The following is a 20,845-nucleotide window of genomic DNA, read 5'->3' as shown; positions in this document are numbered from 1 at the left end:
TATTTTTGAGTGTGATGTCGTTTTTGTCTGTCAACACATTCGCTCTCTCATGATGTTCCTCCCATTTTGCACAAACCTACTTTGTATGTATGTTTGTTCGGTTGCTGTGGAGTATACTACATACAAACCCTGTTGTCAAGTGAATTATGAAAAAATTTTGAACCAGATGCCAAAAGAGCCGCCGTGCATACGCACAGCGGCTCTTGCTATCTTTCGATATTTTATTTTGCGTACTCGACGGCACGGCTCTCGCGGATGACATTGACCTTGATCTGGCCGGGGTAATCCAGCGTGTCCTCGATCTTCTTTGCGATGGAGCGGGCCAGCAGGATGACCTGATCGTCGCTGATGACGTCGGGCTTGACCATGATGCGCACTTCGCGGCCAGCCTGCACGGCGAATGCCTGCTCGACGCCCTCAAAGCTGGAAGAGATCTCCTCCAGATTCTCCAGACGCTTCACATAGCTCTCGACATTCTCGCGGCGGGCGCCCGGACGGGCAGCGCTGATGGCGTCGCAGGCCTGAATGATGAAGGCCAGCGGAGTCTTGGGCTCCACATCGCCGTGATGGGCCTCGATAGCGTGGATGATCTGGGTATTTTCCTTGTACTTGCGGCAGATGTCCACACCGATCTGGACATGGCTGCCCTCGATCTCATGGTCAAGAGCCTTGCCGATGTCATGCAGCAGACCGGCACGGCGTGCCAGCGTGACGTTCACACCCATCTCGCCTGCCAGCAGGCCAGCCAGCCAGGCCACTTCCATGCTGTGGGTCAGAGCGTTCTGGCCAAAGCTGGTGCGGTACTTCAGGCGGCCGATGAGCTTGATGAGGTCGGGGTGCAGGCCGTGGATGCCCAGCTCCATAACAGCGCGCTCGCCCTCCCGCTTCATCTGCAGCTCGAGGTCGTGGCGGCACTTTTCCACCGTCTCCTCGATGCGGGCGGGGTGGATGCGGCCATCGCCGATAAGGCGCTCCAGCGTCATGCGGGCCACCTCGCGGCGGGTCTGGTCGAAGGAGGACAGGGTAATGGCCTCCGGGGTATCATCAATGATAAGGTCAACGCCGGTGGCCGTCTCAAGGGCGCGGATATTGCGGCCCTCACGGCCGATGATGCGGCCCTTCATCTCGTCGCTGGGCAGCGGGACGACGCTGACGGTGGTCTCGCTGCAGTGGTCAGCAGCACAGCGGCTGATGGCCTGGCCGATGAGGTTGCGGGCGATGCCGTCGCAGTTCTCCTTCAAATCGGTCTCGTAGGCGGCGACGCGGATGGCCTTCTCGTGGGTCAGCTCCTCGTCCACCTTGTGCAGCAGCACTTCGCGGGCGTCCTCCTGGCTCAGGCCGGCCAGCGTTTCCAGACGCTCCATCTCCTTGGCGCGCAGGGCATCGACCTCGGCCAGATGGGCCTCGGCCTCCTCGTGCTTCTTTTTCAGCTCTTCCTCGCGCTTTTCCAGAGCCTCGGTCTTGCGGTCGAGGGCAGTTTCCTTCTGGTCGATGCGGTTCTCCTGGCGGCTGATCTCCGCACGGCGCTGCTTGATCTCTTTATCGGCCTCTGCCTTCTGGGCATCGACCTCGGCTTTCAGGCGGAAAGCCTCATCCTTTGCTTCCAGAATGGCTTCCTTGCGCTTCTGGTCGGCGGTCTTGATCGCTTCGTTCACCAGCCGGGTCGCCTCGGCCTCGGCGCTGCCGATCTGGGCCTCTGCGGTCTTTTTACGGTTGTTGTAACCAATAAAATAGCCCGCAGCTGCGGCAGCGACAGCAACGATCAATGCCACGATCACTCCGATCACGGTCATTGTTCTTCACTCTCCTTAACAGTCAAATTTTGCTTTAACAGGCAGGAGACGCTGTGCGGCCGAACGCGGGCCAGACATCAATCAAATTTTCAACGCAAAAGAGGCCAACAAGAACAGACGCAGAGAAAAATCTTCCTGTGCGGTAGGTCTGGTGCAGCTTTTCGATTTACAAGATGTGCTTATAAAAACGGGCAGATGAAGCCCCATTGAAATATCTGGTCGCGGAATGTTCCGCCTGCAGCGTCTTAGATTCCATACTACTTCTTATATTACGAAACATTTTGCACAATGTCAAGGAGAAGTAAGGCCGAAAGCGGAAATTATTTTTTTATTTATTCGAGATACATCCGGCGCAGGCGCATCAGGCGGGCCGGCGTGAGGCCGTATTCGGCTTCCAGATAGGCGTCGGCACTGCCATAGCGCTCCCGGATGATGCTCAGCACGAAGGGAGCAGACTCCGGGTGGACGCCGAACACGCCGAGGTAGAAGTCCTTCCGGGCAGGGTCAGCGGCGATCTCCTCAGCGTGCTCGGCCCAGACGGCTTCCAGCTCCGGCCTGCGCCAGATGTTCGTCTTCTCAAAATCTTCGGCGATGGTCTTGTCCGACGCGCCCAGCGCCAGCAGGATGAGCATGGCGGCCACGCCGGTGCGGTCTTTGCCCGCCGAGCAGTGGAAAAGCACCGGCGTCTCACCGGCTTCCAGCGCACGGAACAGCTCCTTGTACGCCTTGTTGCCGAAGAGCATCCGCTCGTACATGGCGTCCGCCATCCGACGGCCCTCGTCGGGCATTCCCTTCAGCAGATTCTCCCGGTCTTCGGGCGAAAAGTCCACCTCTTTGCCGTTCTCGAGGCAGAGACCGCAGATGCGCACCAGCCGCGCGCCGTCCGGCACGTAGTCGGGCGTCTCGGCAGCTTCGGCCTCGCTGCGCAGATCGAGGATGAGGCGCAGGCCCAGAGAATCCAGCAGCTTCCGGTCAGCCTCGCTGGTGAGTTTCCACGTTGGGATGCCCCGGTAGATCTGGCCCCACTTGATGTGCTTGCCCTCATCGGCCTCGTAGCCGCCCAGCTCGCGGAAGTTGTGTCCGCCCTCAAAGGGCAGCTGAGTGCCGGGGGCAGGATGTACCACGGCGGGCTTTGCCGCCGCGCTGGACAGGACAGGCAGGTTATAGAAGGGCTTCGCCGACCGTCCGCGCCGGGGCGGCAGACTGACCGCACCGCCCAGCACCTCCATCAGGTAGCTGCGCAGCAGGTCGATATAAGCCGAAGCATGGTCGCGCCGCTGCAAAAGTGAGACGCAGAGGGGCGGCAGGTCTTCCAGCAGGACATCCCGCACCCGGTCCAGCTCCCGCCGCGCGCCCGGCTCGTACCGGGTCAGGCAGGTGCAGAGCTGCTCCTGCACGAGGTAGTACGCCTGATAAAAGCTGGGGCCTATCTCAGCGTTGGGCGCAAAGCCCGCCCGGGCGCAGGCCTCCCACAGCGGGGCGAACAGGTCTTGCCGCAGACTGGGCAGAAGGACCCTCTGGTTCCGCAGCTCGGCCAGCGGCACACTCTCCTTTTCCCAGAAGGGGTGGCCGCGCGGCACCAGCAGACAGGCCGGGTCGGCCCGCAGGGTGGTGCGGGCCAGCACCGGTGCGGCACAGCCCAGGTCCATCACAAGGCCCGCATCCAGCTCGCCCTGCTCCACGCCCTCGGCCACGGCGTCGTTGTCCAGCAGGCGGAACCGCATCTCGATGTGGGGGTACTGCTGGCGGAACTTGTCCAGCTGGGTCTCAAGGCCAGGCAGATAGTCCGGCACCAGCGAGACGCTGATGCCGATGCGCACCGGCTGGGCCGACTGTATCTCGGCGTGGAGCGCCGCCTGCATCTGCTGGAACTGCTCCACCACCGGCGCGGCATGGCGCTGCAGGCTCACGCCCCGGTCGGTGAGGCTGAGCTTGTGGTGGGCGCTGAGGAAGAGCGGCCCGCACAGTTCAGCCTCGAGGGCCGAGATGCTCTGACGCAGAGCCTGTCGGGATAAAAACAGGCGCTGGGCCGCGCGGGTGTAGTTCATCTCCTCGCAGAGGACCAGAAAATAATGCAGCTGGCGGATGTCCATCGTTTCCTCCTGAATCTTAGAGTGGTATGGGTAAAGAATACCGCCTTTTGGCCGGATTGTAAAGCCGCTGGAAGCAAAATCCCGCTTTTTCTCCGCTATTGACGCCGTGCTTTCCCGCGTGTAAGATAAAAGAAAGGAGGCTCTGCCCATGAAACATAACACTCCAGCACAGGAGGCCAAAAGCCTCGGGACGCTGTTTTTCACCTTTTTCAAAATCGGTCTGTTCACCTTCGGCGGCGGCTACGCCATGATTGCCCTGCTGGAAGAAGAGTTCATCCAGCGCCGCAAATGGCTGGACAAAGACGAATTCCTCGACATGGCCGCCATTGCAGAATCCACCCCCGGACCGGTGGCCATCAACAGCGCCACCTACCTCGGCTACAAGCTGGCCGGAGTCCCCGGCGCGGCTACGGCCACGGTAGCTGTCTGCCTGCCGTCCTTCCTCATCATCTACGCCATCTCGCTGTTTTTCGAGCAGTTCACCCAGCTCACCGTCATCGCCAACGCCTTCAAGGGCATTCAGGTCTGCGTCATCTACCTCATCTTCTCGGCAGGCGTGCGGATGCTCAAAGCGCTGGACAAGTCGCCCTTTGCCACTGGCGTTCTCGCCGCCGTCATGCTGGTGATGGTGGGCCTCTCGCTGGCCGGTGTCAGCGTCTCGTCCATCCTGCTCATCCTTCTCAGCGGTGCGGCAGGCGTGGCTGCATGGCTCATCGGCCGCAGAAAGGAAGGGAAGTAAGATGTTTCTGAAATTATTCCTCACTTTTCTGGAGATCGGTGCCGTCTCCTTCGGCGGCGGCTACGGCATGATCTCCCTCATCCGGGAGAAAGTCCTGCTCAACGGCTGGCTCTCTGAGGCCGAGTTTTTGAGCTTCATCGCGGTGTCGGAGTCCACACCCGGCCCGCTGGCCGTCAACATGGCTACCTTCATCGGCGCGTCGCAGGGCGGGGTGCTGGGGGCGTTCTGCGCCACGCTGGGCGTCGTTCTGCCGTCCTTTTTCATCATCCTGCTCATCGCGGCCCTCATCCACGACCTGCTCAAGTACGCCGGGGTCGAAGCTTTCCTCTCCGGCGTCCGGCCCTGCGTCGTGGCCCTCATCCTCTCCACAGCCTTCACCATGGGGCTGAGCACTCTGCTGGGCATCTCCACCGCCGCTGAAACGCCCTCGCCCGCATGGCGGGGCATTGGCATCCTTGCAATTCTGGCCGGGGTGCGGCTCATCTGGCAGAAAGCCAGAGGCAAGGCCCCTTCGCCCATCGGGATGATCCTGCTCTCGGCAGTGCTGGGCGCACTTTTATACCAATAAAAAAGAACGGCATCTGAGCTTTTCTCCGATGCCGTTCTCTATTTTGCTCTTCTGAAATCCGATTCACAGACCCGGCCATTCTGGGCCAGAACGCGGCGCAGGACCTGCATCACGCCGGAGCTAGTGTTGGGCGGCGCGAGGAAGGGCACCTCCTCCCGGAGGGCGGACGAGCCGTTCTCTACAAGGAAACCGTATTTTGCCGCCTTCAGCATCTCCGCGTCGTTGAAAGTGTCGCCGAACGCCATCATGCCCTCGGGCAGGACGCCCAGACGCTCCCCCAGCCGAAGCAAGGCCGCGCCCTTGTGGACGCCGGGGTTCATGATGTCCACCCAGTCTGCACCGGCCACCGCCACCGAGAAGCGCCCGCCCCAGACCGGGCCATAAAGCGCGTCGTAGCCCTTCTGGGCATCTCCCTCGGGGAAGTAGATGGTGAATTTATCCACCTGGGCGGTCACGTCCTCCAGATGAGGGACATATTCCACCTTGGTGTAGAATCTCTTGAAGACCCTGTCGTATGGCCGGAACTGCTCCTCCACATAGGCCGTTTCCAGCCCGCAGAGGACGGCGGCGTGGCCCGCGCTCCGGGCCTGCCCGGCCAGCGTGTGCCAGTCGGCAACGTCCATCTCGGAGAGATACAGGCTCTCGCCCTTCCAGCAGATGGCACCGCCGTTGTCACCCACAAGGATGATGTCGTCCTGCAGGGGCGCGAACATCTCCTCTAAGGTATAGATGGGCCGTCCGCTGGTGGCAGCAAACCGGATGCCCCGTTCTGCCAGAGCGCGGACAGTCTCCGCAAAGTCCGGCGGGAGCTGGCTCTGGTCGTCCAGCAGGGTGGCGTCAAGGTCGGAGGCAATGAGGCGGATGACGTCCATTCTCGTCTCCTTAGCCGACGTAGCTGATGTTCACGTCGATCTGTCCGCCATAACCGGGGATGCGGGCGGTGCAGGTACCCTGCCACATATCGCAGGCGATGGGGCTGCCGGCCACATTATAATGGGCGTTCCAGATGCTGTAGCTCTTCAGCTGGTTCAGGTCGATGCGCTTGCGGAACCACAGGGTGGAGGCGTAGACGCCCGGCTGATAGCCCTGGGCCTTGACTTCCTCGCAGAAGGCGATGGCACACTTGGTGCGGTCTTCGACGCCCAGACCATCGGCACGGCCATTCTTGCCGCCGGAGGCCTCAGTATCGAAGTAGATGGGGTAGTCCAGCTTGCGGCCGTTCAGGACATAGGCACAGCCCTGCGCTTCCTCCCGGGCCTCGTTCTCGTTGACTGCCTGGCTGAAGAAGTAGACGCCCACCTTGAGGCCCGCGTTCCGGGCGTTGGTGAAGTGCTGCTCGAACATGGGGTCCAGCACCAGTGCGCCGCTGCCGTAGCCGCGGTAGCCGATGCGGATGATGACGAACTTGACGCCCGCCGTCTTGACCTGCTCCCAGTTGATGTTCGACTGATATTTGGAGACGTCGATGCCGAAGGTGGCGTCCTGCTGGACACCGTTGGCGTCGAAGTAATAGAGCTTGTTGTCGATGGACTGGATGCCCGTGACCGGCTGGTTGGTGTACTGGTCATAATAGTAGGTCTTGCCGCCCACGGTGCGCCAGCCGGAATAGACCGGAGCCGGGGTGCTGCTGTCATCGTCTCTTTTCCCGAACAGGAGGCTCCACAGCCAGCTCAGCAGGCCGTTCTCGTCGGTAAGACAGGCAGTATCAATGTTGCTCGCATCCAGCGTACCCGCATCCAGCGCCGCGCGTATCTCTTCCGGCGTCAGCAGGATGGTGCCTTCCTCGGTCTTCACCGGCAGAGTGCTCTGCTCTTCGGAGTTCGTCTCCGGCTCGGCGGGCTGAGACACTGCATCCTGCTCCACCGGAGCGCTCAGGGGGTCTTCGGCGGCCAGTGCCTCGGTCTCCTGCTGTAAGCGGGGGAAGCCGTTCTCCTGTTCCAGCTCGTCGATGCCGCCCATCATGGGGGCAGAAGGAGCTGTTTCCGGGGCTGCTGGCTCTGCGGCAGTCTCCTCTGCGGGTGCAGCCGGAGCCGCCGAGGCAGCGGGCTCTTCTTTCACGCTCTGGCTGGGAGCAGACGGCTGCGCGGCAGACGCAGCAGTGCTCTCCGCCTCAGAGGATGCAGAGTTATTTTTCGGAGTTTCCGTATTATTTTTCTTCGTTTCCTTTTTGGTGCTGTGGGCCGCATCGGTCTCGCCCTCCCACAGCAGAGCCGACGGCTCCACCGTCAGACCCGCAGGCTGGGACGCCAGCAGGGCTGTGGTGCCAAAACCGCCCACCGCGATGGCAAGAGCCATCACCGCCGAGGCCACCATCTGGCCCGCCGCACGGCGCGTCTTCTTTTTTGGTGTTCCTGTATCTTTCTGTCTCATTCCGCTTGCTCTGCCTCCAAGCTGTATTCTAACGCGGCCTCTCGCCGCCAAAAGTGCTTCAAATGCCATTTATACGTCTATAGTATACACCCAACCCCAAGCTCCCGTCAATGTCCTTCGGTGTCTCATGCGGGGCGTTTCGTGGAAGTTTTCCACCACAGCCGACGCTTCATGTGGAAAACGGATCGGGCTGCCGTATTATTGCACTCAAAAGAAAAAAAGATGAGTTCCGAACGGGATTTTTGCGTTTTCCTCTTGCTGTCTTGACACGTGTATGGTATCATGATGGTCATGCAGCTTTTGCTGCACTCTGAACGTGTTAAGACGGAAAGGCAGATTCTTTATGTCAAATGTAAAAGATTTCTTAAAACGCAAGGACATCGTCATCACCCCCCAGCGCTACCTCATCGAGGCGCTGGGCGCGATGGCACAGGGCCTGTTCGCCAGCCTGCTCATCGGCACCATCATCAAGACGCTGGGCCAGCAGACCGGGCTTGAGACGCTGGTGGACCTGGGCGGTTACGCCACGGCCATGAGCGGCCCGGCTATGGCCGTGGCCATCGGCTGGGCGCTCCACTGCCCGCCGCTGGTACTGTTCAGCCTCGTGACGGTGGGCTACTCCTCCAACGCCCTCGGCGGCGCAGGCGGCCCTCTGGCCGTCCTCATCATCGCCATTGTGGCCGCTGAGCTGGGCAAAGCCGTCAGCAAGGAGACCCGCGTCGACATCCTTGTCACCCCGCTGGTGACCATCTTTGCCGGCGTCGGCCTCTCGATGCTCATCGCCGCCCCCATCGGCGCAGCCGCAAGCCAGGTGGGCACCCTCATCATGTGGGCCACCGAACAGGCACCCTTCCTCATGGGCATCCTCGTCTCGGTCATCGTGGGCGTCGCCCTGACCCTGCCCATTTCCTCTGCCGCCATCTGTGCGGCCCTCGGCCTGACGGGCCTCGCCGGCGGCGCTGCCGTGGCGGGCTGCTGCGCCCAGATGATCGGCTTTGCCGTCATGAGCTATAAGGAAAACGGCGTCGGCGGCCTCATCAGCCAGGGCCTCGGCACCAGTATGCTCCAGATGGGCAACATCGTAAAGAATCCCCGTATCTGGATCGCCCCCACGCTGGCCAGCGCCATCACCGGCCCTCTGGCCACCTGCGTCTTCCACATGGAGATGAACGGTGCCGCCGTCTCTTCCGGCATGGGTACCTGCGGCCTCGTGGGCCAGATCGGCGTCTACACCGGCTGGGTCAGCGACATTGCCGCCGGCACCAAGGCCGCCATCACCCCGATGGACTGGGCTGCCCTCGTCCTCATCTGCTTCGTCCTGCCCGCCGTGCTCAGCGTTCTCTTCTGCGAGATCGAGCGCAAGCTTGGCTGGATCAAGGACGGCGATTTGAAGCTGAACTGATCCCGTAAAAATCGCCTCTGTGCAAAAATGTCGTCAAAACATTTCTGCACAGAGGCTTTTTTATCTTATTTTATTGCATTCCGCACTTTTTCTCTGCTATAATACTGTTACACAATTCAAGACCGGAGGGTTCATCATGACCGTAAAACGCGAAAAGGCATTCCGCAACGCCATTGCATCCACACGGATGGAGGGCCTCTCTTTTTCCAAAAAATCGGAGCAGGACTGTCTGCGCTATCTGGACGGTCATCTTGACGCCGCCACCCTCGTCCGTGAGGTTCTGCGGCAGCCACAGGACACTGCGGCCCAGAGGTAACGCTTATGCCCTACACGATCGACCCATCTTCTGCCGACTGCTATCCCTGCACTTCCGTCCTTATCAATAAATTCGACCTCCGCAGTCAGCAGGAGCTTGACCGTGTGGAAGCCGTGCTCGTCACCGCGAAAGCAGCACAGTGGGAAGAATCTCCCTTGTGCTCTACCTTCGACTTTGAGCATTACAAGGCCATCCACCGCCATCTTTTCTGCGACCTCTACGAATGGGCCGGTGTACCCCGCAGCATCAACATCTCCAAAAAGGGTACGCAGTTCTGCCCCGCAGATGAGATCCCACGCGTCAGCTCTGCTATTTTCCGGCGGCTGGCCGAGCAGAATTTCTTCCAAAGCCTTTCCTTCGACGATTTTGTAGACGCCTTCGTTGATTTTTACATCCGCACCAACGAGCTTCACCCGTTCCGCGAGGGCAATGGGCGGACACAGCGCGTCTTTCTGGCGCAGCTCGCACAGCACGTTGGGTATCAGTTGGATTTTTCCTGCATCGACCCCGACGAGCTGATGGTCGCCACCATCTGGTCGGCGCAGGGCGTGGATACTATGCTGCGCCAGCTTTTCCGTGAAATGCTTTCGCCTTTGGCAGATTAATCCACGATTCTTTCCCCATCCAGCACCGCCTGCCGGAGGACATCCCCCTCATACACCAGCTTGAGGGAGAACCACGGATGTTCCTCGTTGAGCAGCTTGAAGAAAATTTTATCGCCCTCCCAGATGGGCAGCTGCTCCACCTTTTCCTTCGGCACCCATTCCAGCACGCCTTCCCGGCAGGCATCGCCCTGTATCATCTCGCCCGTCCATGCGTCGGCAGTGTAGAGGTGGATGAACTCGGTCATATTGCCCCAGATGAAGGTCAGCAGGCCCCGGCTGCGCCAGTGGGTCAGCGTCAGGCCCGTCTCTTCCTTCACTTCACGGAGAAGGCAGTCCTCCGGACTCTCGAACCGCTCGAATTTTCCGCCGACGCCCACCCATTTGTCGTGGTTGTAGTCGTCCTCCTTCTTCACGCGGTGGAGCATCAGATAGGCGTCGTCCCGCTCCAGATAGCACAGCGTCGTGCTGAAGATCGGGTATTCGGGATTCATAAAGGCCCCAAGATTCATCTTACTTTCCCTTTCTTTTAACAGCAAAGCGCCCCGCAGATGACCCCTGCGGGGCGCTGTTTTTATGCGTTTATGCCTTGCGGCCTGCGCGGCCCTTGCCCGCATTGTTCAGTTTACGGACGAGATCGTTCTGATGTTTGCGCTGGGAGGGCGTCGGCTCCGGATCATGGGCCTCTTCGGCCTTGGCCCGGGTCTGCTGGACGGTGGAGTCCACACGCTCAAGGTTCCACTCCTGATTGCCGCCCGAGACGAAGTTCCAGATCTGAGCCTGCGCACCGTTGGAGGTGTTCATGCCCACAAGATCGATGTACTTGTCGGCCAGCACGTTGCGGATGCGGGTCCGGCCATTGCGGGTAGGCTCGAGCGCCCAGCACTGGCTCAGTCCGCTGGTGCGGCCCCACTGATGGAGCCAGGTGCCTTCCACCACACCGCCGAGGGCAAGGTCCATCATTTTGCCGGTAAAACGGTTCTGGATGCGCCAGCGTCCTTCGCCTGCATCCACGAATTTCCACTGCTGCCACGGATGACCTGCGTAGTCCCACAGACGGATCGCAGCGCCGTTCTCCGTGTTGAAGTTCTTTACTTCCAGCACCTTTCCATTGGGGGCCTTGATGAGGTAAAATTCATTTTCTGATAATACGACCTGCGATGCCTTTGCCATAACTGCGTTCTCCTTTCAGCGTAGACTTTTGATGCTCTTATTATAACGCATTTTGGTTTGGGCAGCAAGAATAGTTTTCCATAATTTTTGCGAATTTCTTTATGCATTCTGCTCGTTTTGCTGAGATTTCCTCACTTTACCCTCCGGCCCAAATTCCACCGCCGGAGCACGCTTGTATACATCTCAAAAACGACCCCACAGCTGTCGTTTTCCACCCTGTTTTTGCTCCAAGAACAGCACCCCTGTTTTCGGCCCGTTTCAGCTTCAAAACGGGTCGAACTGTCCCTGCCGCAAGGCCAATTCAGTGCAGTGACTTCAGTTTTATAAATCAAAGCTCACTTCGGTGCTTTACTTTAATGATAGATATTACATTTCAGAAAGAGCTTTAATTTGTTTCACGTTTTTTGCTATTGACTTTATTTCAAAACCGGTGTATAGTAAGCTTGCAGGGAGCGGAAAGCGCCCCCGTAACAACGAGCTTCAGGCTCCGCACACTGCGGGCCTGTGAGAAAAATATAGGAGGTTTGACTATGTATTACTACATTCTGGGCTGCGGTATCGCTTGTTTGGTTCTGTTCGGCATCTACAGCATGGAGACGGTATGCGTCAAGCCGGCTGAGATGGTTGGCAAGGTCCTGCTGTGGCCTGTCACCCTGATGGAAGCAGTTGTCCGTTACAGCTCCACTCATCACAACTTCAAGGCTGCGCTGTAAAACGCATCACGTCTGAGGATGTTGAAAAAGCCATCAAGGCTGCCGTACTCTTTGCGGGTACGGCAGCCTTTTTGCTTTACACCCGGGGGCCGGATGTGGTACACTGTATATTGTAAAGCGATTTCCCGCCGAATCTTATCGTGCGCAGTTCCGCGCTATTTTTCAGGAGGACTATGAAACCCGATTACAAGCTGGTCGCCAAGGCCAAATATATCCACATGACCGCCGACCTTGCCAGCGAGGTCTGGCACGAGGTCTACAAACGCTATTTTCCCGCAAAGCAGCTGGACGCCCTCATCGAGAACTTGCAGAGCGCCGACGCTATTGAAGAGGACATCGACAACGATGTGAACTACTTCCTCGTCTTCCTCGGCAGCAGCCTCATCGGCTACTTTGCATGGAAGATGGAGAACACTTCGCTCCATCTGCTCCACCTCTACCTCAAGCCCGAATACCGCGGCAAGGCCATCGGCCGGGACATCGTGGCGTCCTGCGAGCGTCTGGCCCGGGGCGAAGGCCGGGGCCGCGTCTGGTGCGGCGTCAACGCCAAGGCCCTGCCGGTGCAGCAGTTCTTCAAGACCCGGGGCTACCGCTCCCTCGGCCCTGCCGAGAGTGAGGGCAGCATCGAGCGCAACGAGCTTATCTTTGAGCGGATGTTGTAAATTTCCTGCAAAGACCATTGCATTTTCTTCTCATTTGTACTACACTAAAGTAGTGTATTGAAGTACCCGTCTGCGGGTCCAACATCATTGAATGACCGGGGAGGAACTGTATATGGCAAAGGACCATCCGACCGGAAAATCCGGCCTGTATGCCGCTTTTCTGGAGCTTGAGACGCCCGAGGAGTGCTACCGCTTCTTGCAGGATGTATGCAGCTACGCAGAGCTGAGCGCGATGGAGCAGCGCTACAACATCGCCGAAAAGCTCATGCGCAAGCAGAGCTACACCAGCATCATGGGCAACATCGGCGCATCCAGCGCCATCATCAGCCGCGTGAGCCGTGTGCTGGGCCGGGATGACAGCGTCCTGCGCCGCATTCTGGAAAAGAACGGCGTCTCCGCTGACACCGAAGACTGAATTTCTACTGACCGCTGGCGCACTGCGGGCCGGAGATGCCCCGCCTGCGGTGCGCTTTTTCTTTGATTTATAAAAGGAGTATCTGATTATGAGCAAAGCTGTTCTGTTTTTTGCCGACGGCACCGAGGAGTGCGAGGCCCTGCTGGTGGCCGACCTTCTCCGCCGCGCCAGGGTCGAAGTCATCATTGCGTCCGCCATGGGCCGCCGCGCCCTCGTCAGCAGCCACGGCATCCACCTGAACGCCGACGCGCTGGCCGAGGATGTGGATTACAGCGACGTAGACATGGTCATCCTGCCCGGCGGCATCCCGGGTACGCCCAACCTCGCCGAGAACAAGACCGTCACCGACACCTGCGTTTCTTTTGCCAAGGCAGGCAAGAAGGTCGCCGCCATCTGCGCCGCGCCCAGCGTCCTCGCCAGCCTCGGCCTGCTGGAAGGCAGGAACGCCACCGCCCACGCCGGATTTCAGGACAAGCTGGCCGGTGCCATCGTCCACGATGAGGAAGTCGTCGTAGACGGCAGCATCATCACCAGCTACGGCCTCGGCGGCGCTATCCCGTTTGCCCTCGAGCTGGTGCGCCAGCTGGCCGGCCCCGCCGAAGCCGACCGCATCCAGAAGGCTATCGCGTATCGGCACTGAGAAGGAGGCTTTTCTATGCGTTTCATCACCTGTCGTCTGCCTGACGGCGTGGAAGACCCTGCCATCCTCTCTGCCGATGGCCGTCAGGTCTGGCCCCTGAGCTGGCTGGGCCTTTCTTACGAGACATTGTCCGACGCCATCCCGTTTCTGACCCCGCAGGTGCGGGCCGGGCTTTCGCTGGCCATCGCAGGCATCCCGGCGCTGCCTATTGAGGCCGTCACGCCGGAAAGCCCCATCCCGTCTCCGGCGCAGGACGTCATCTGTCTGGGCATCAACTACATGGCCCACTCCGACGAGGCCGAGAAATACTCCGCCGACGCCTTTGCGACCAAACATCAGGACGCCATCTACTTTTCCAAGCGGGTCACCCGGGCCGTGCCGGACGGCGGCTTCATCGAGGCCCATACCGACCTCGTGAAAAAGCTGGACTACGAATGTGAACTGGCCGTCGTTCTGGGAAAGGACGCGAAGGACGTTCCCGCAGGGCAGACGAAAGACTACGTCTTCGGCTACACCATCCTGAACGATGTCTCCGCACGGGATGTCCAGACCTCCCACAAGCAGTGGTATTTCGGCAAGAGCCTCGACGGCTTCACTCCCATCGGCCCCTGCATCGTCACGGCAGACGAGTTCGACACCTACCCGCCCAAGCTGCCCATCCGGTGCTTCGTCAACGGCGAAAAGCGGCAGGACTCCAACACCGGCCTGCAGATCTTCGACATTGACCATGTCATTGCAGAGCTTTCGCAGGGCATGACCCTCAAGGCCGGTACTATCATCGCCACCGGCACCCCGGCGGGCGTCGGCATGGGCATGGAGCCGCCCTGCTTCCTCAAACCGGGCGACGAAGTTCGCTGCGAGATCGAGGGCATCGGCACCCTGACGAACACAGTCCGCTGAGTAGGTTTGCATTCCATTTTGTATTATTTTTCTGAATTTCTACTCATTCGATGCATTTTCGTCTGAATTGCTCTTTTGTTCACGAACAATTCATATTAAATTCATATTCCGTTCATGCATCTTCGGTATATGTATGGCATCAAAGGCGCGGTGCGCGCCGAAAGTCCCTGACAGCACACTCCATATCGCCGCTCTCCCGGGCGGCTGAGGAAAGGAATCGGAAGAATATGAAAATTGGTTTTTGGGAACTCGTGGTCATCGTGGTCATCGCGTTCGTCTTCATCGGCCCCGACCAGCTGCCCGTCTACGCAAAGAAGCTGGGCAAGATGCTGCGCGAGCTGAAGAAGTACACCGGCGCTGCCTCCGAGGAGATCCAGAAGAACGTCGTGGAGCCTCTGAACGAGATCCAGGCCCCCCTCAAGGAAGCCGTTGCCCCCCTGACCGACATCAAGAAGGACATCGACAACAGCGTGAAGGATGTCACCAAGAGCTTCACCGGCATCGGCAAGACCAGCAAGGAAGAGGCCGCCAAGGCCGAACAGGCTGAGGAAGTCACCGAGCTGGAAGAAGTCGAGGAGCTGCCCGAGGAGACTCCTGCTGAGGCGCCCGCAGCCGAAGCTCCCAAGGCAGAGAAGACCCCTGCTGCTGAGCCTGTGAAGGCCGAGGAAAAGACCGACGCCCCCGCAGAGGCAGCACCCGTGGCCGAAGAAGCCGCACCCGCTGCCGAAGCCGCACCTGCCGAAGAGGCAAAGTCTTAATCCCCCCACCGATGCACCCGCGCCTGCGGTTGCCTTATACATTGTAATCAGCCCGCCTCGCGGCGCGGCAAAGTAAAAAGGAGATCATTATTATGCGTATTGGTACTAACGAGCTGCTTATCATCCTGGTCGTCGTCCTGCTCATCTTTGGACCCAAGAACCTGCCGAAGCTGGGCAAGATGTTCGGCAAGACCATGAACAACTTCAAGAAGGGCATGGAAGAGTCCGAAGAGGAGGACGCGACCACTGCCAAGGCCGAGACCAAGACTGAGAAGAAGGACGACGAGGAGTAATCTGTGGCTACGAACGTAAAGCGCAAAAAGAAAGCCGAAGTCATGCCTGACGACGGCAACATGACGCTGACGGGCCACCTGAAAGAGCTGCGCAACCGGCTGATCGTCTGCGCCGTGGTGTTCGTGGCGGCGGTCGTGGTCACGCTGGCTTACGCCGACCGCCTCATCGACCTGCTGACCGCCATGGGCCAGGGTTTCTACACCTTCGTGTCCATCGCCCCGCAGGAAAAGCTGATGCAGTATTTCCGCGTCTCCCTGCTGGCGGCTGTGGTCGTCACAGTGCCTGTGGCGCTGTATCAGGTGTACGCCTTTGCAAAGCCCGGCCTGAAAAAGAGCGAGACGTTCTTCCTCAAGCTGGTCATCCTGCTGGGTCTGGCCCTCTTTGTGGTGGGCGTGATGTTCGCCTACAAGCTCATGATGCCCTTCATGCTCCGGTTCCTCAGCACCGGCATCGAGGGCGCCGACTACATCCAGACCACTACCAGTATCGAGAGCTATGTCAGCCTCTGCCTGACCATGTTCATCATCTTTGGCTGTGTGTTTGAGATGCCTCTGGTCACCATCATCCTCTCCAAGATGGGCATCGCCAACCCCGAGATCTTGAAAAAGGGCCGGGGCGTTGCCATCGTGCTCATCTTCTTCATCGCAGCTGTCGTCACCCCGCCGGACATCGTGTCCCAGTGCATGGTAGCTATCCCCATGGTGCTGCTCTACTTTGTCAGCATCTTCCTGAGCGGCATCTTCTACAAGCCCCGCTCTGAAGACGGCGATGACGAAGAGGACGCGGAAGAGGAAGACGAGGACTAAGGCTTTTTCATCCGTCACGAAAGCGCACTCTGCTGCTTGCAGGGTGCGCTTTTTTCCGGCCTGTTTTATGCCATTCTGCCAAAAAGGCGGTGTTATTTCCGTCTGATTGCATAAAAACCGGCCCGCCCCCTGCTCTTTTGGCCCGGAGTATGTTATACTGATGTCAAATGATAACCGGCGGGCGACCGCCGCAGAAAAAAGGGGTAAATGAGTTATGAAAGAATACGCATTCGGCATCGACCTCGGCGGCACCACGGCCAAGGTCGGCCTGTTCACCACCTCGGGCGCTCTGCTGGAAAAGTGGGAAGTCCCCACCGATACCTCCAACGCCGGTGAGCACATCCTCGAGAATCTGGCCGACGCCATCCACGCCAAGATGGCCGAGAAGGAGATCACCTCCGAGCAGGTGGAGGGCGTCGGCATCGGCGTCCCCGGCCCCGTGCTGGACAGCCGCGTCGTCCCCATCATCTGCGCCAACCTTGGCGGCTGGGGCGAACGGAACGTCTCGGCCCAGCTGTCCGGCCTGCTGGACGGCATGAAAGTGCTGGTGGGCAACGACGCCAACGTGGCTGCTCTGGGTGAGATCTGGATGGGTACCGCCAAGGGCTGCCGCAGCGCAGTCATGGTCACGCTGGGTACCGGCGTCGGCGGCGGCGTCATCGTCAACGGCAAGGTCATCGACGGCGCACACGGTGCCGGCGGCGAGATCGGCCACATCACCGTCAACCGTCACGAGACGGCCACCTGCGGCTGCGGCAAGCACGGCTGCCTCGAGCAGTATTCCAGCGCCACCGGCGTCGTCCGCTGCATGAAGAAGCTGCTGGACGAAAACCCCGACGCAGACTGCGTCCTGCGCGGCAAGGATTTTGAGGCCAAGGACGTCTTTGATGCCGCCCGCAGCGGCGACGCCCTCGCTGCCCGCGAGGTGGACGAGATGACCGACACCCTCGGTATGGCTCTGGCCTCCATTGCCAGCACCACCGACCCCGAGATGTTCCTCATCGGCGGCGGCGTGGCCCGCGCAGGCGACGTCCTCTTCGACCCGCTGGTGGAGCACTTCAAGACCTACGCCTTCAAGTCCTGCCGCGAGACGCCCATCAAGGCCGCAAGCCTCGGCAACGACGCCGGTATTTACGGTGCCGTGCGGCTCATTGTCGGAGAGTGATCGTTTCTTTTTGATATAAAAATAAGAGGCTGCCTGCAAAGTACAACCTCTCAGTCTCGCTGTCGCTCGACAAGGCCGGGTTGCGGCACCCAGCATCCGTTGCGCATTGCGCACGTCTTGCTGGCCGCTGCCCCAACAACGACTCCCTGTTTCCGCCACTGGCGGCGGTCGTCGTTGTTGCCCCTATCGAGGGGAGCCTCTGGCGAAGAGATGAGGCTTTCCGCCATGCCAAAGCCTCCCCTCGGTAGGGGAGGTGGCACGGCGAAGCCGTGACGGAGAGGTTACTTGCAGCAGCCTCTTTTATTTTTGTGATCAAGCTTATAACGTATCTTCCCCGGGCAGCTGATTCCACAGGCGGTAGTAGACGCCCTTTTTCGCCAGCAGCTCATCGTGGGTGCCAGACTCCTCGATACCCTCTGCGCCCAGCACAAGGATACGGTCGTAGTCCTTGATGGTGGTCAGTCGGTGGGCGATGGTCAGGGTCGTGCGGCCATGGGCCAGCTTTTCGAGGCTCTGGCCCACAAGGATCTCGCTCTCGTTGTCGAGGGCGCTGGTGGCCTCGTCCAGAATGAGGATGGGCGGGTTCTTCAGGAAGACCCGCGCGATCGCAATGCGCTGCTTCTGACCGCCCGAGAGCTTGACGCCGCGCTCACCCACATAGGTATCAAAACCGTCCTTCAAGGCGCTGATAAAGCGCTCTGCGCCCGCCAGACGGGCCGCTTCAATGATCTCCTCCCGGGTCGCGCCGGGCTTGCCGTAGGCGATGTTATCCGCCACCGAACCGCTGAACAGATAGACGTCCTGCTGGACGATGCCGATGTCCTCCCGCAGGCTCTTGAGGGTGACGTGCTGGATGTCCTGCCCGTCGATGAGGATACGGCCTCCCGTCACCTCGTAGAAGCGGGGGATGAGGTTGCAGAGCGTCGTCTTGCCGCCGCCGGACGGGCCGACCAGCGCCAGACGCTCACCGGCCTTGATGTCAAGGCTTACATGGTGGAGCACCTTGTTATGGTCGTCGGGGTACTCGAAGCTGACGTCCTCGAAGCGGATGTCACCCGGACCGGGCTGCAGAGGCTTTGCGTCTTCGGCATCCTTGATGGTCACGGGGGTGTCCATGATCTCCGCAAAGCGCTCGATGCCGGTCATGCCGCGCTGGAACTGCTCGGCGAACTCGACGATGCGGCGGATGGTGGCGATGAGAGTGGTGACGTAGAGCATATAAGCCACCAGGTCACCGGCGGTTATCTTGCCGTACACCAGCGACAGACCGCCCGCAAGGATGACCACCAGATACATCAGGCCGTCGAAGAGGCGGGTGGAGGTGTTGAACGCAGCCATGGCGTAGTAGCCCAGCGTCTTGATGTGCTCGAAATCCTTGTTGCCCCTGGCGAATTTCTCGCGCTCTTCGTCCTCGGCGGCGAAGGCCTTCACCACGCCCTGACCCAGCAGGCTGTCCTCGATGGTGGCATTCAGCTCACCGATCTGGACGCGCTGCTGGCGGAACCGGGCGCGCAGGCGCTGGTTCAGCTTGACGGACACGACGCCCATCAGCGGCACGCAGGCGAACACGGCCAGCGTCAGCGGCACACTGGCCTGACACAGGATGAGGAAGGACGCCAGGATCTTGATGCCCGCGATGAAAAATTCCTCGGGGCAGTGGTGGGCGAACTCGGTCACGTCGAACAGGTCATTGGTGATGCGGCCCATGATGGTGCCGACCTTGGTGTTGTTGTAGTAGGTGTGGTCGAGCTTGAGCAGGTGGTCGAAGGCGTCCCGGCGCATGTCCGTCTCGATGTGGACGCCCATGATGTGGCCGATGCCCGACATGAAATACTGCGCAGCACCGTCGATGATGCGGAGCACAAAGTACACTGCCGCCAGCTTGAGCACGATGCCCGCCGTGAGGGTGATGCCCACGCCCATGGCGGAGTTGGTGATGGTGCTCATGATCTTGGGCAGGATGATGTCGCACAGGGTGGTCATCGCCGCACAGAACAGGTCGATGAACAGAGTCTTTTTGTATTTTGCCAGATAGGGCAGAAAGCGCCGGATGAGGGCGCCGCTGCTGGTGTGCCGCACTGCGGGGTCGTTGACTTTTTGCATGGTTCCTCCATTTTTCAAGCTGGCTTGCCCTCTCAGGCCGCTTATTTCTTACTATAATCTCTCTCGCCGTAGATGGCCGTCCCAATGCGCACGAGGGTCGCACCTTCGCGGATGGCGTTCTCAAAGTCGCCGCTCATGCCCATGGAGAGGGTCTCCATCTTCACGTTCTGGTACCCCCGCTCCCCGGCCTGCACGAACAGCTTGTACACCTGGGCCAGATACCGGCGGTTCTGGGCGTCATCGTCGTTGACGGGCGGGATGGCCATCAGACCCTTGACCCAGATGTGCTCTTCTGCGGCGGCAGCGTCCAGCAGGGGCCAGAGCTGTTCCGGCGAGACGCCCGACTTCGACTCCTCGCCGCCGATGTTCACTTCCAGCAGGACGTCCTGCACGATGCCGGCCTTGGCGGCTTCCTTTTCGATCGCGGCCAGCAGATGCTCGCTGTCCACGCTCTGGATGAGGCTTGCGCGGCCCAGCACCTTCTTGATTTTGTTGGTCTGCAAATGGCCGATGAAGTGACTGGGCTTGCCGCAGTAAGCACCGGCGTCGTAGTTGGCGCAAAGCTCCTGCACATGGTTCTCGCCGAACACATCGATGGCAAGAGCCGCGCTGGCGGCGACGGTGTCTGCGGTGCGGGTCTTGCAGGCCGCGCAGAGCTGCACTTCGGCGGGGTCGCGGCCTGCTTCCCGGGCCGCTGCGGCCATCTTTTCGCGGATAGCCTCCACTGCCTCCCGCATCTCTTCCAGATTCTTTTCTGCCATAGAGCTCAGTCCTCCTCGGTATATTTTGCGCGCTCGCCGCCGATGAGCTTCGGGCGGGTGCGGGCGCAGAGAATGTTGGCCTCGCCGATCTTCGAAAGGCTCAGCCGCACCGGCACAGCCACCCGGCGCAGATGCATTCCGATGAGGGTGCCTCCGATGTCGATGCCTGCGTGGGCGCGGATCTCCTCCACCGCGATGGGGTCTTTGAACTGCTTCCAGCAGGTGGTGGCCCAGCTGCCGCCCGCATGGGGACGCGGCACAACGCAGACTTCCTCCCAGCCGTATTTCTCAGCGGCTTCCCGCTCAATAATGATGGCCCGGTTGAGGTGCTCACAGCACTGTGCGGCCAGCCAGATGCCGTTTTCGGCCAGCACCGGTGCGACGCCGGCGTAGACAGCCTGTGCAGCCTCAAGGCTCGAGTCCTTGCCGATGTGGCCGCCGACGATCTCGCTGGACGAGCAGCCCACCACAAAGACATCGCCCTTTTTCAGCTTTGCCTGGGCCAGCAGCTCCGTCACGGCCTGCCGCGCTTCGGTCTCGATTTGCTTTTTGAACTCTTCCGTCATAAAAAA

Annotated in this window: 23 protein-coding genes; 14 read left to right on the top strand and 9 right to left on the bottom strand. The window is 60.0% G+C overall.

All coding sequences use genetic code 11. From position 1 onward, the window contains the following. Window positions 1-221: 221 nt before the first annotated feature. Together rny and J3349_RS13245 are read right to left on the bottom strand one after the other, a co-directional pair. Entirely contained in the window at window positions 222-1,793 is a 1,572-nt protein-coding gene (gene rny, locus J3349_RS13250) for a ribonuclease Y (RefSeq protein ID WP_207677732.1), read from the bottom strand. Window positions 1,794-2,125: 332 nt separating this feature from the next. Further along, window positions 2,126-3,886: a tyrosine-protein phosphatase gene (locus J3349_RS13245; RefSeq protein WP_158402953.1), complete on the bottom strand. Its 1,761-nt coding sequence runs from the start codon at window positions 3,884-3,886 to the stop codon at window positions 2,126-2,128. 148 nt (window positions 3,887-4,034) lie between these two features. On the opposite strand from J3349_RS13245, the gene J3349_RS13240 reads away from it, so the two are divergent. Continuing rightward, on the top strand, window positions 4,035-4,625 hold the full coding sequence (locus tag J3349_RS13240) for a chromate transporter (protein ID WP_207677731.1): 591 nt from the start codon (window positions 4,035-4,037) through the stop codon (window positions 4,623-4,625). 1 nt (window position 4,626) lies between these two features. Beyond that, the gene (locus J3349_RS13235; protein ID WP_158395893.1) at window positions 4,627-5,193 is read left to right on the top strand and encodes a chromate transporter; all 567 of its coding nucleotides are present in this window, start codon (window positions 4,627-4,629) and stop codon (window positions 5,191-5,193) included. A 38-nt stretch (window positions 5,194-5,231) separates the two neighbouring features. On the opposite strand, the gene J3349_RS13230 is transcribed toward J3349_RS13235, so the two are convergent. Both J3349_RS13230 and J3349_RS13225 read right to left on the bottom strand, forming a co-directional pair. Further along, window positions 5,232-6,065 (bottom strand): Cof-type HAD-IIB family hydrolase, encoded by an 834-nt coding sequence (locus J3349_RS13230; protein WP_207677730.1) that lies wholly within the window; start codon window positions 6,063-6,065, stop codon window positions 5,232-5,234. 10 nt (window positions 6,066-6,075) lie between these two features. After that, window positions 6,076-7,563 carry a GH25 family lysozyme gene (locus J3349_RS13225; protein WP_207677729.1) on the bottom strand — a complete coding sequence of 496 codons (1,488 nt, stop codon included), beginning with the start codon at window positions 7,561-7,563 and terminating at the stop codon, window positions 6,076-6,078. 343 nt (window positions 7,564-7,906) lie between these two features. Here J3349_RS13225 and J3349_RS13220 point away from each other — a divergent pair, with 343 nt between their 5' ends. From J3349_RS13220 to J3349_RS13210, 3 genes are all read left to right on the top strand, one after another. Then, complete coding sequence (locus tag J3349_RS13220) at window positions 7,907-8,965, top strand: PTS sugar transporter subunit IIC (protein ID WP_015565970.1); 1,059 nt, start codon at window positions 7,907-7,909, stop codon at window positions 8,963-8,965. 136 nt (window positions 8,966-9,101) lie between these two features. Beyond that, window positions 9,102-9,281, top strand: a complete 180-nt coding sequence (locus tag J3349_RS13215; protein ID WP_158402948.1) for an antitoxin VbhA family protein — start codon at window positions 9,102-9,104, stop codon at window positions 9,279-9,281. Between the two features lie 5 nt (window positions 9,282-9,286). Beyond that, a complete protein-coding gene (locus J3349_RS13210; RefSeq protein ID WP_207677728.1) occupies window positions 9,287-9,886 on the top strand; it encodes a Fic family protein in 600 nt (199 codons plus the stop codon). Here the strand turns inward: J3349_RS13210 and J3349_RS13205 are convergent. Both J3349_RS13205 and J3349_RS13200 read right to left on the bottom strand, forming a co-directional pair. Further along, window positions 9,883-10,395: an 8-oxo-dGTP diphosphatase gene (locus tag J3349_RS13205; RefSeq protein WP_207677727.1), complete on the bottom strand. Its 513-nt coding sequence runs from the start codon at window positions 10,393-10,395 to the stop codon at window positions 9,883-9,885. The genes J3349_RS13210 and J3349_RS13205 overlap by 4 nt on opposite strands. A 70-nt stretch (window positions 10,396-10,465) precedes the next feature. Further along, entirely contained in the window at window positions 10,466-11,056 is a 591-nt protein-coding gene (locus J3349_RS13200) for an RICIN domain-containing protein (RefSeq protein WP_158395885.1), read from the bottom strand. Window positions 11,057-11,586: 530 nt separating this feature from the next. On the opposite strand from J3349_RS13200, the gene J3349_RS13195 reads away from it, so the two are divergent. The 9 genes from J3349_RS13195 to J3349_RS13155 all read left to right on the top strand — a co-directional run bounded on the left by J3349_RS13195 (window position 11,587) and on the right by J3349_RS13155 (window position 17,409). Next, complete coding sequence (locus tag J3349_RS13195) at window positions 11,587-11,769, top strand: hypothetical protein (protein ID WP_207677726.1); 183 nt, start codon at window positions 11,587-11,589, stop codon at window positions 11,767-11,769. Window positions 11,770-11,942: 173 nt separating this feature from the next. Beyond that, window positions 11,943-12,431, top strand: coding sequence for a GNAT family N-acetyltransferase (locus J3349_RS13190; protein ID WP_207677725.1), 489 nt, complete (start codon window positions 11,943-11,945; stop codon window positions 12,429-12,431). Window positions 12,432-12,543: 112 nt separating this feature from the next. Further along, a complete protein-coding gene (locus J3349_RS13185) occupies window positions 12,544-12,846 on the top strand; it encodes a YerC/YecD family TrpR-related protein (RefSeq protein ID WP_149795117.1) in 303 nt (100 codons plus the stop codon). 88 nt (window positions 12,847-12,934) lie between these two features. Then, a complete protein-coding gene (locus J3349_RS13180) occupies window positions 12,935-13,486 on the top strand; it encodes a DJ-1 family glyoxalase III (RefSeq protein ID WP_207677724.1) in 552 nt (183 codons plus the stop codon). 15 nt (window positions 13,487-13,501) lie between these two features. Further along, window positions 13,502-14,386, top strand: a complete 885-nt coding sequence (locus J3349_RS13175) for a fumarylacetoacetate hydrolase family protein (protein ID WP_207677723.1) — start codon at window positions 13,502-13,504, stop codon at window positions 14,384-14,386. A 227-nt stretch (window positions 14,387-14,613) separates the two neighbouring features. Then, a complete protein-coding gene (locus J3349_RS13170; protein WP_207677722.1) occupies window positions 14,614-15,144 on the top strand; it encodes a twin-arginine translocase TatA/TatE family subunit in 531 nt (176 codons plus the stop codon). A 92-nt stretch (window positions 15,145-15,236) separates the two neighbouring features. Then, on the top strand, window positions 15,237-15,437 hold the full coding sequence (gene tatA / locus J3349_RS13165) for a twin-arginine translocase TatA/TatE family subunit (protein ID WP_149795121.1): 201 nt from the start codon (window positions 15,237-15,239) through the stop codon (window positions 15,435-15,437). Between the two features lie 3 nt (window positions 15,438-15,440). Further along, complete coding sequence (tatC, locus tag J3349_RS13160; RefSeq protein ID WP_149795122.1) at window positions 15,441-16,244, top strand: twin-arginine translocase subunit TatC; 804 nt, start codon at window positions 15,441-15,443, stop codon at window positions 16,242-16,244. 214 nt (window positions 16,245-16,458) lie between these two features. After that, window positions 16,459-17,409 carry an ROK family glucokinase gene (locus J3349_RS13155; protein WP_149795123.1) on the top strand — a complete coding sequence of 317 codons (951 nt, stop codon included), beginning with the start codon at window positions 16,459-16,461 and terminating at the stop codon, window positions 17,407-17,409. A 318-nt stretch (window positions 17,410-17,727) separates the two neighbouring features. Here the strand turns inward: J3349_RS13155 and J3349_RS13150 are convergent, their stop codons facing one another. Genes J3349_RS13150 through J3349_RS13140 form a run of 3 tightly spaced genes read right to left on the bottom strand, consistent with a single transcriptional unit; the run spans window position 17,728 to window position 20,839 of the window. Continuing rightward, window positions 17,728-19,512, bottom strand: coding sequence for an ABC transporter ATP-binding protein (locus J3349_RS13150; RefSeq protein WP_207677721.1), 1,785 nt, complete (start codon window positions 19,510-19,512; stop codon window positions 17,728-17,730). A gap of 41 nt (window positions 19,513-19,553) precedes the next feature. Then, window positions 19,554-20,273 (bottom strand): YggS family pyridoxal phosphate-dependent enzyme, encoded by a 720-nt coding sequence (locus J3349_RS13145; protein WP_207677720.1) that lies wholly within the window; start codon window positions 20,271-20,273, stop codon window positions 19,554-19,556. 5 nt (window positions 20,274-20,278) lie between these two features. Continuing rightward, the gene (locus J3349_RS13140) at window positions 20,279-20,839 is read right to left on the bottom strand and encodes a TIGR01440 family protein (RefSeq protein WP_015565983.1); all 561 of its coding nucleotides are present in this window, start codon (window positions 20,837-20,839) and stop codon (window positions 20,279-20,281) included. Between the last annotated feature and the right edge of the window lie 6 nt (window positions 20,840-20,845).

The sequence above is a fragment of the Faecalibacterium sp. Marseille-P9590 genome (genome assembly GCF_017377665.1).
In the GTDB taxonomy this organism is placed as follows: domain Bacteria; phylum Bacillota; class Clostridia; order Oscillospirales; family Ruminococcaceae; genus Faecalibacterium.
This window is presented reverse-complemented; position numbering and strand designations above follow the sequence as displayed.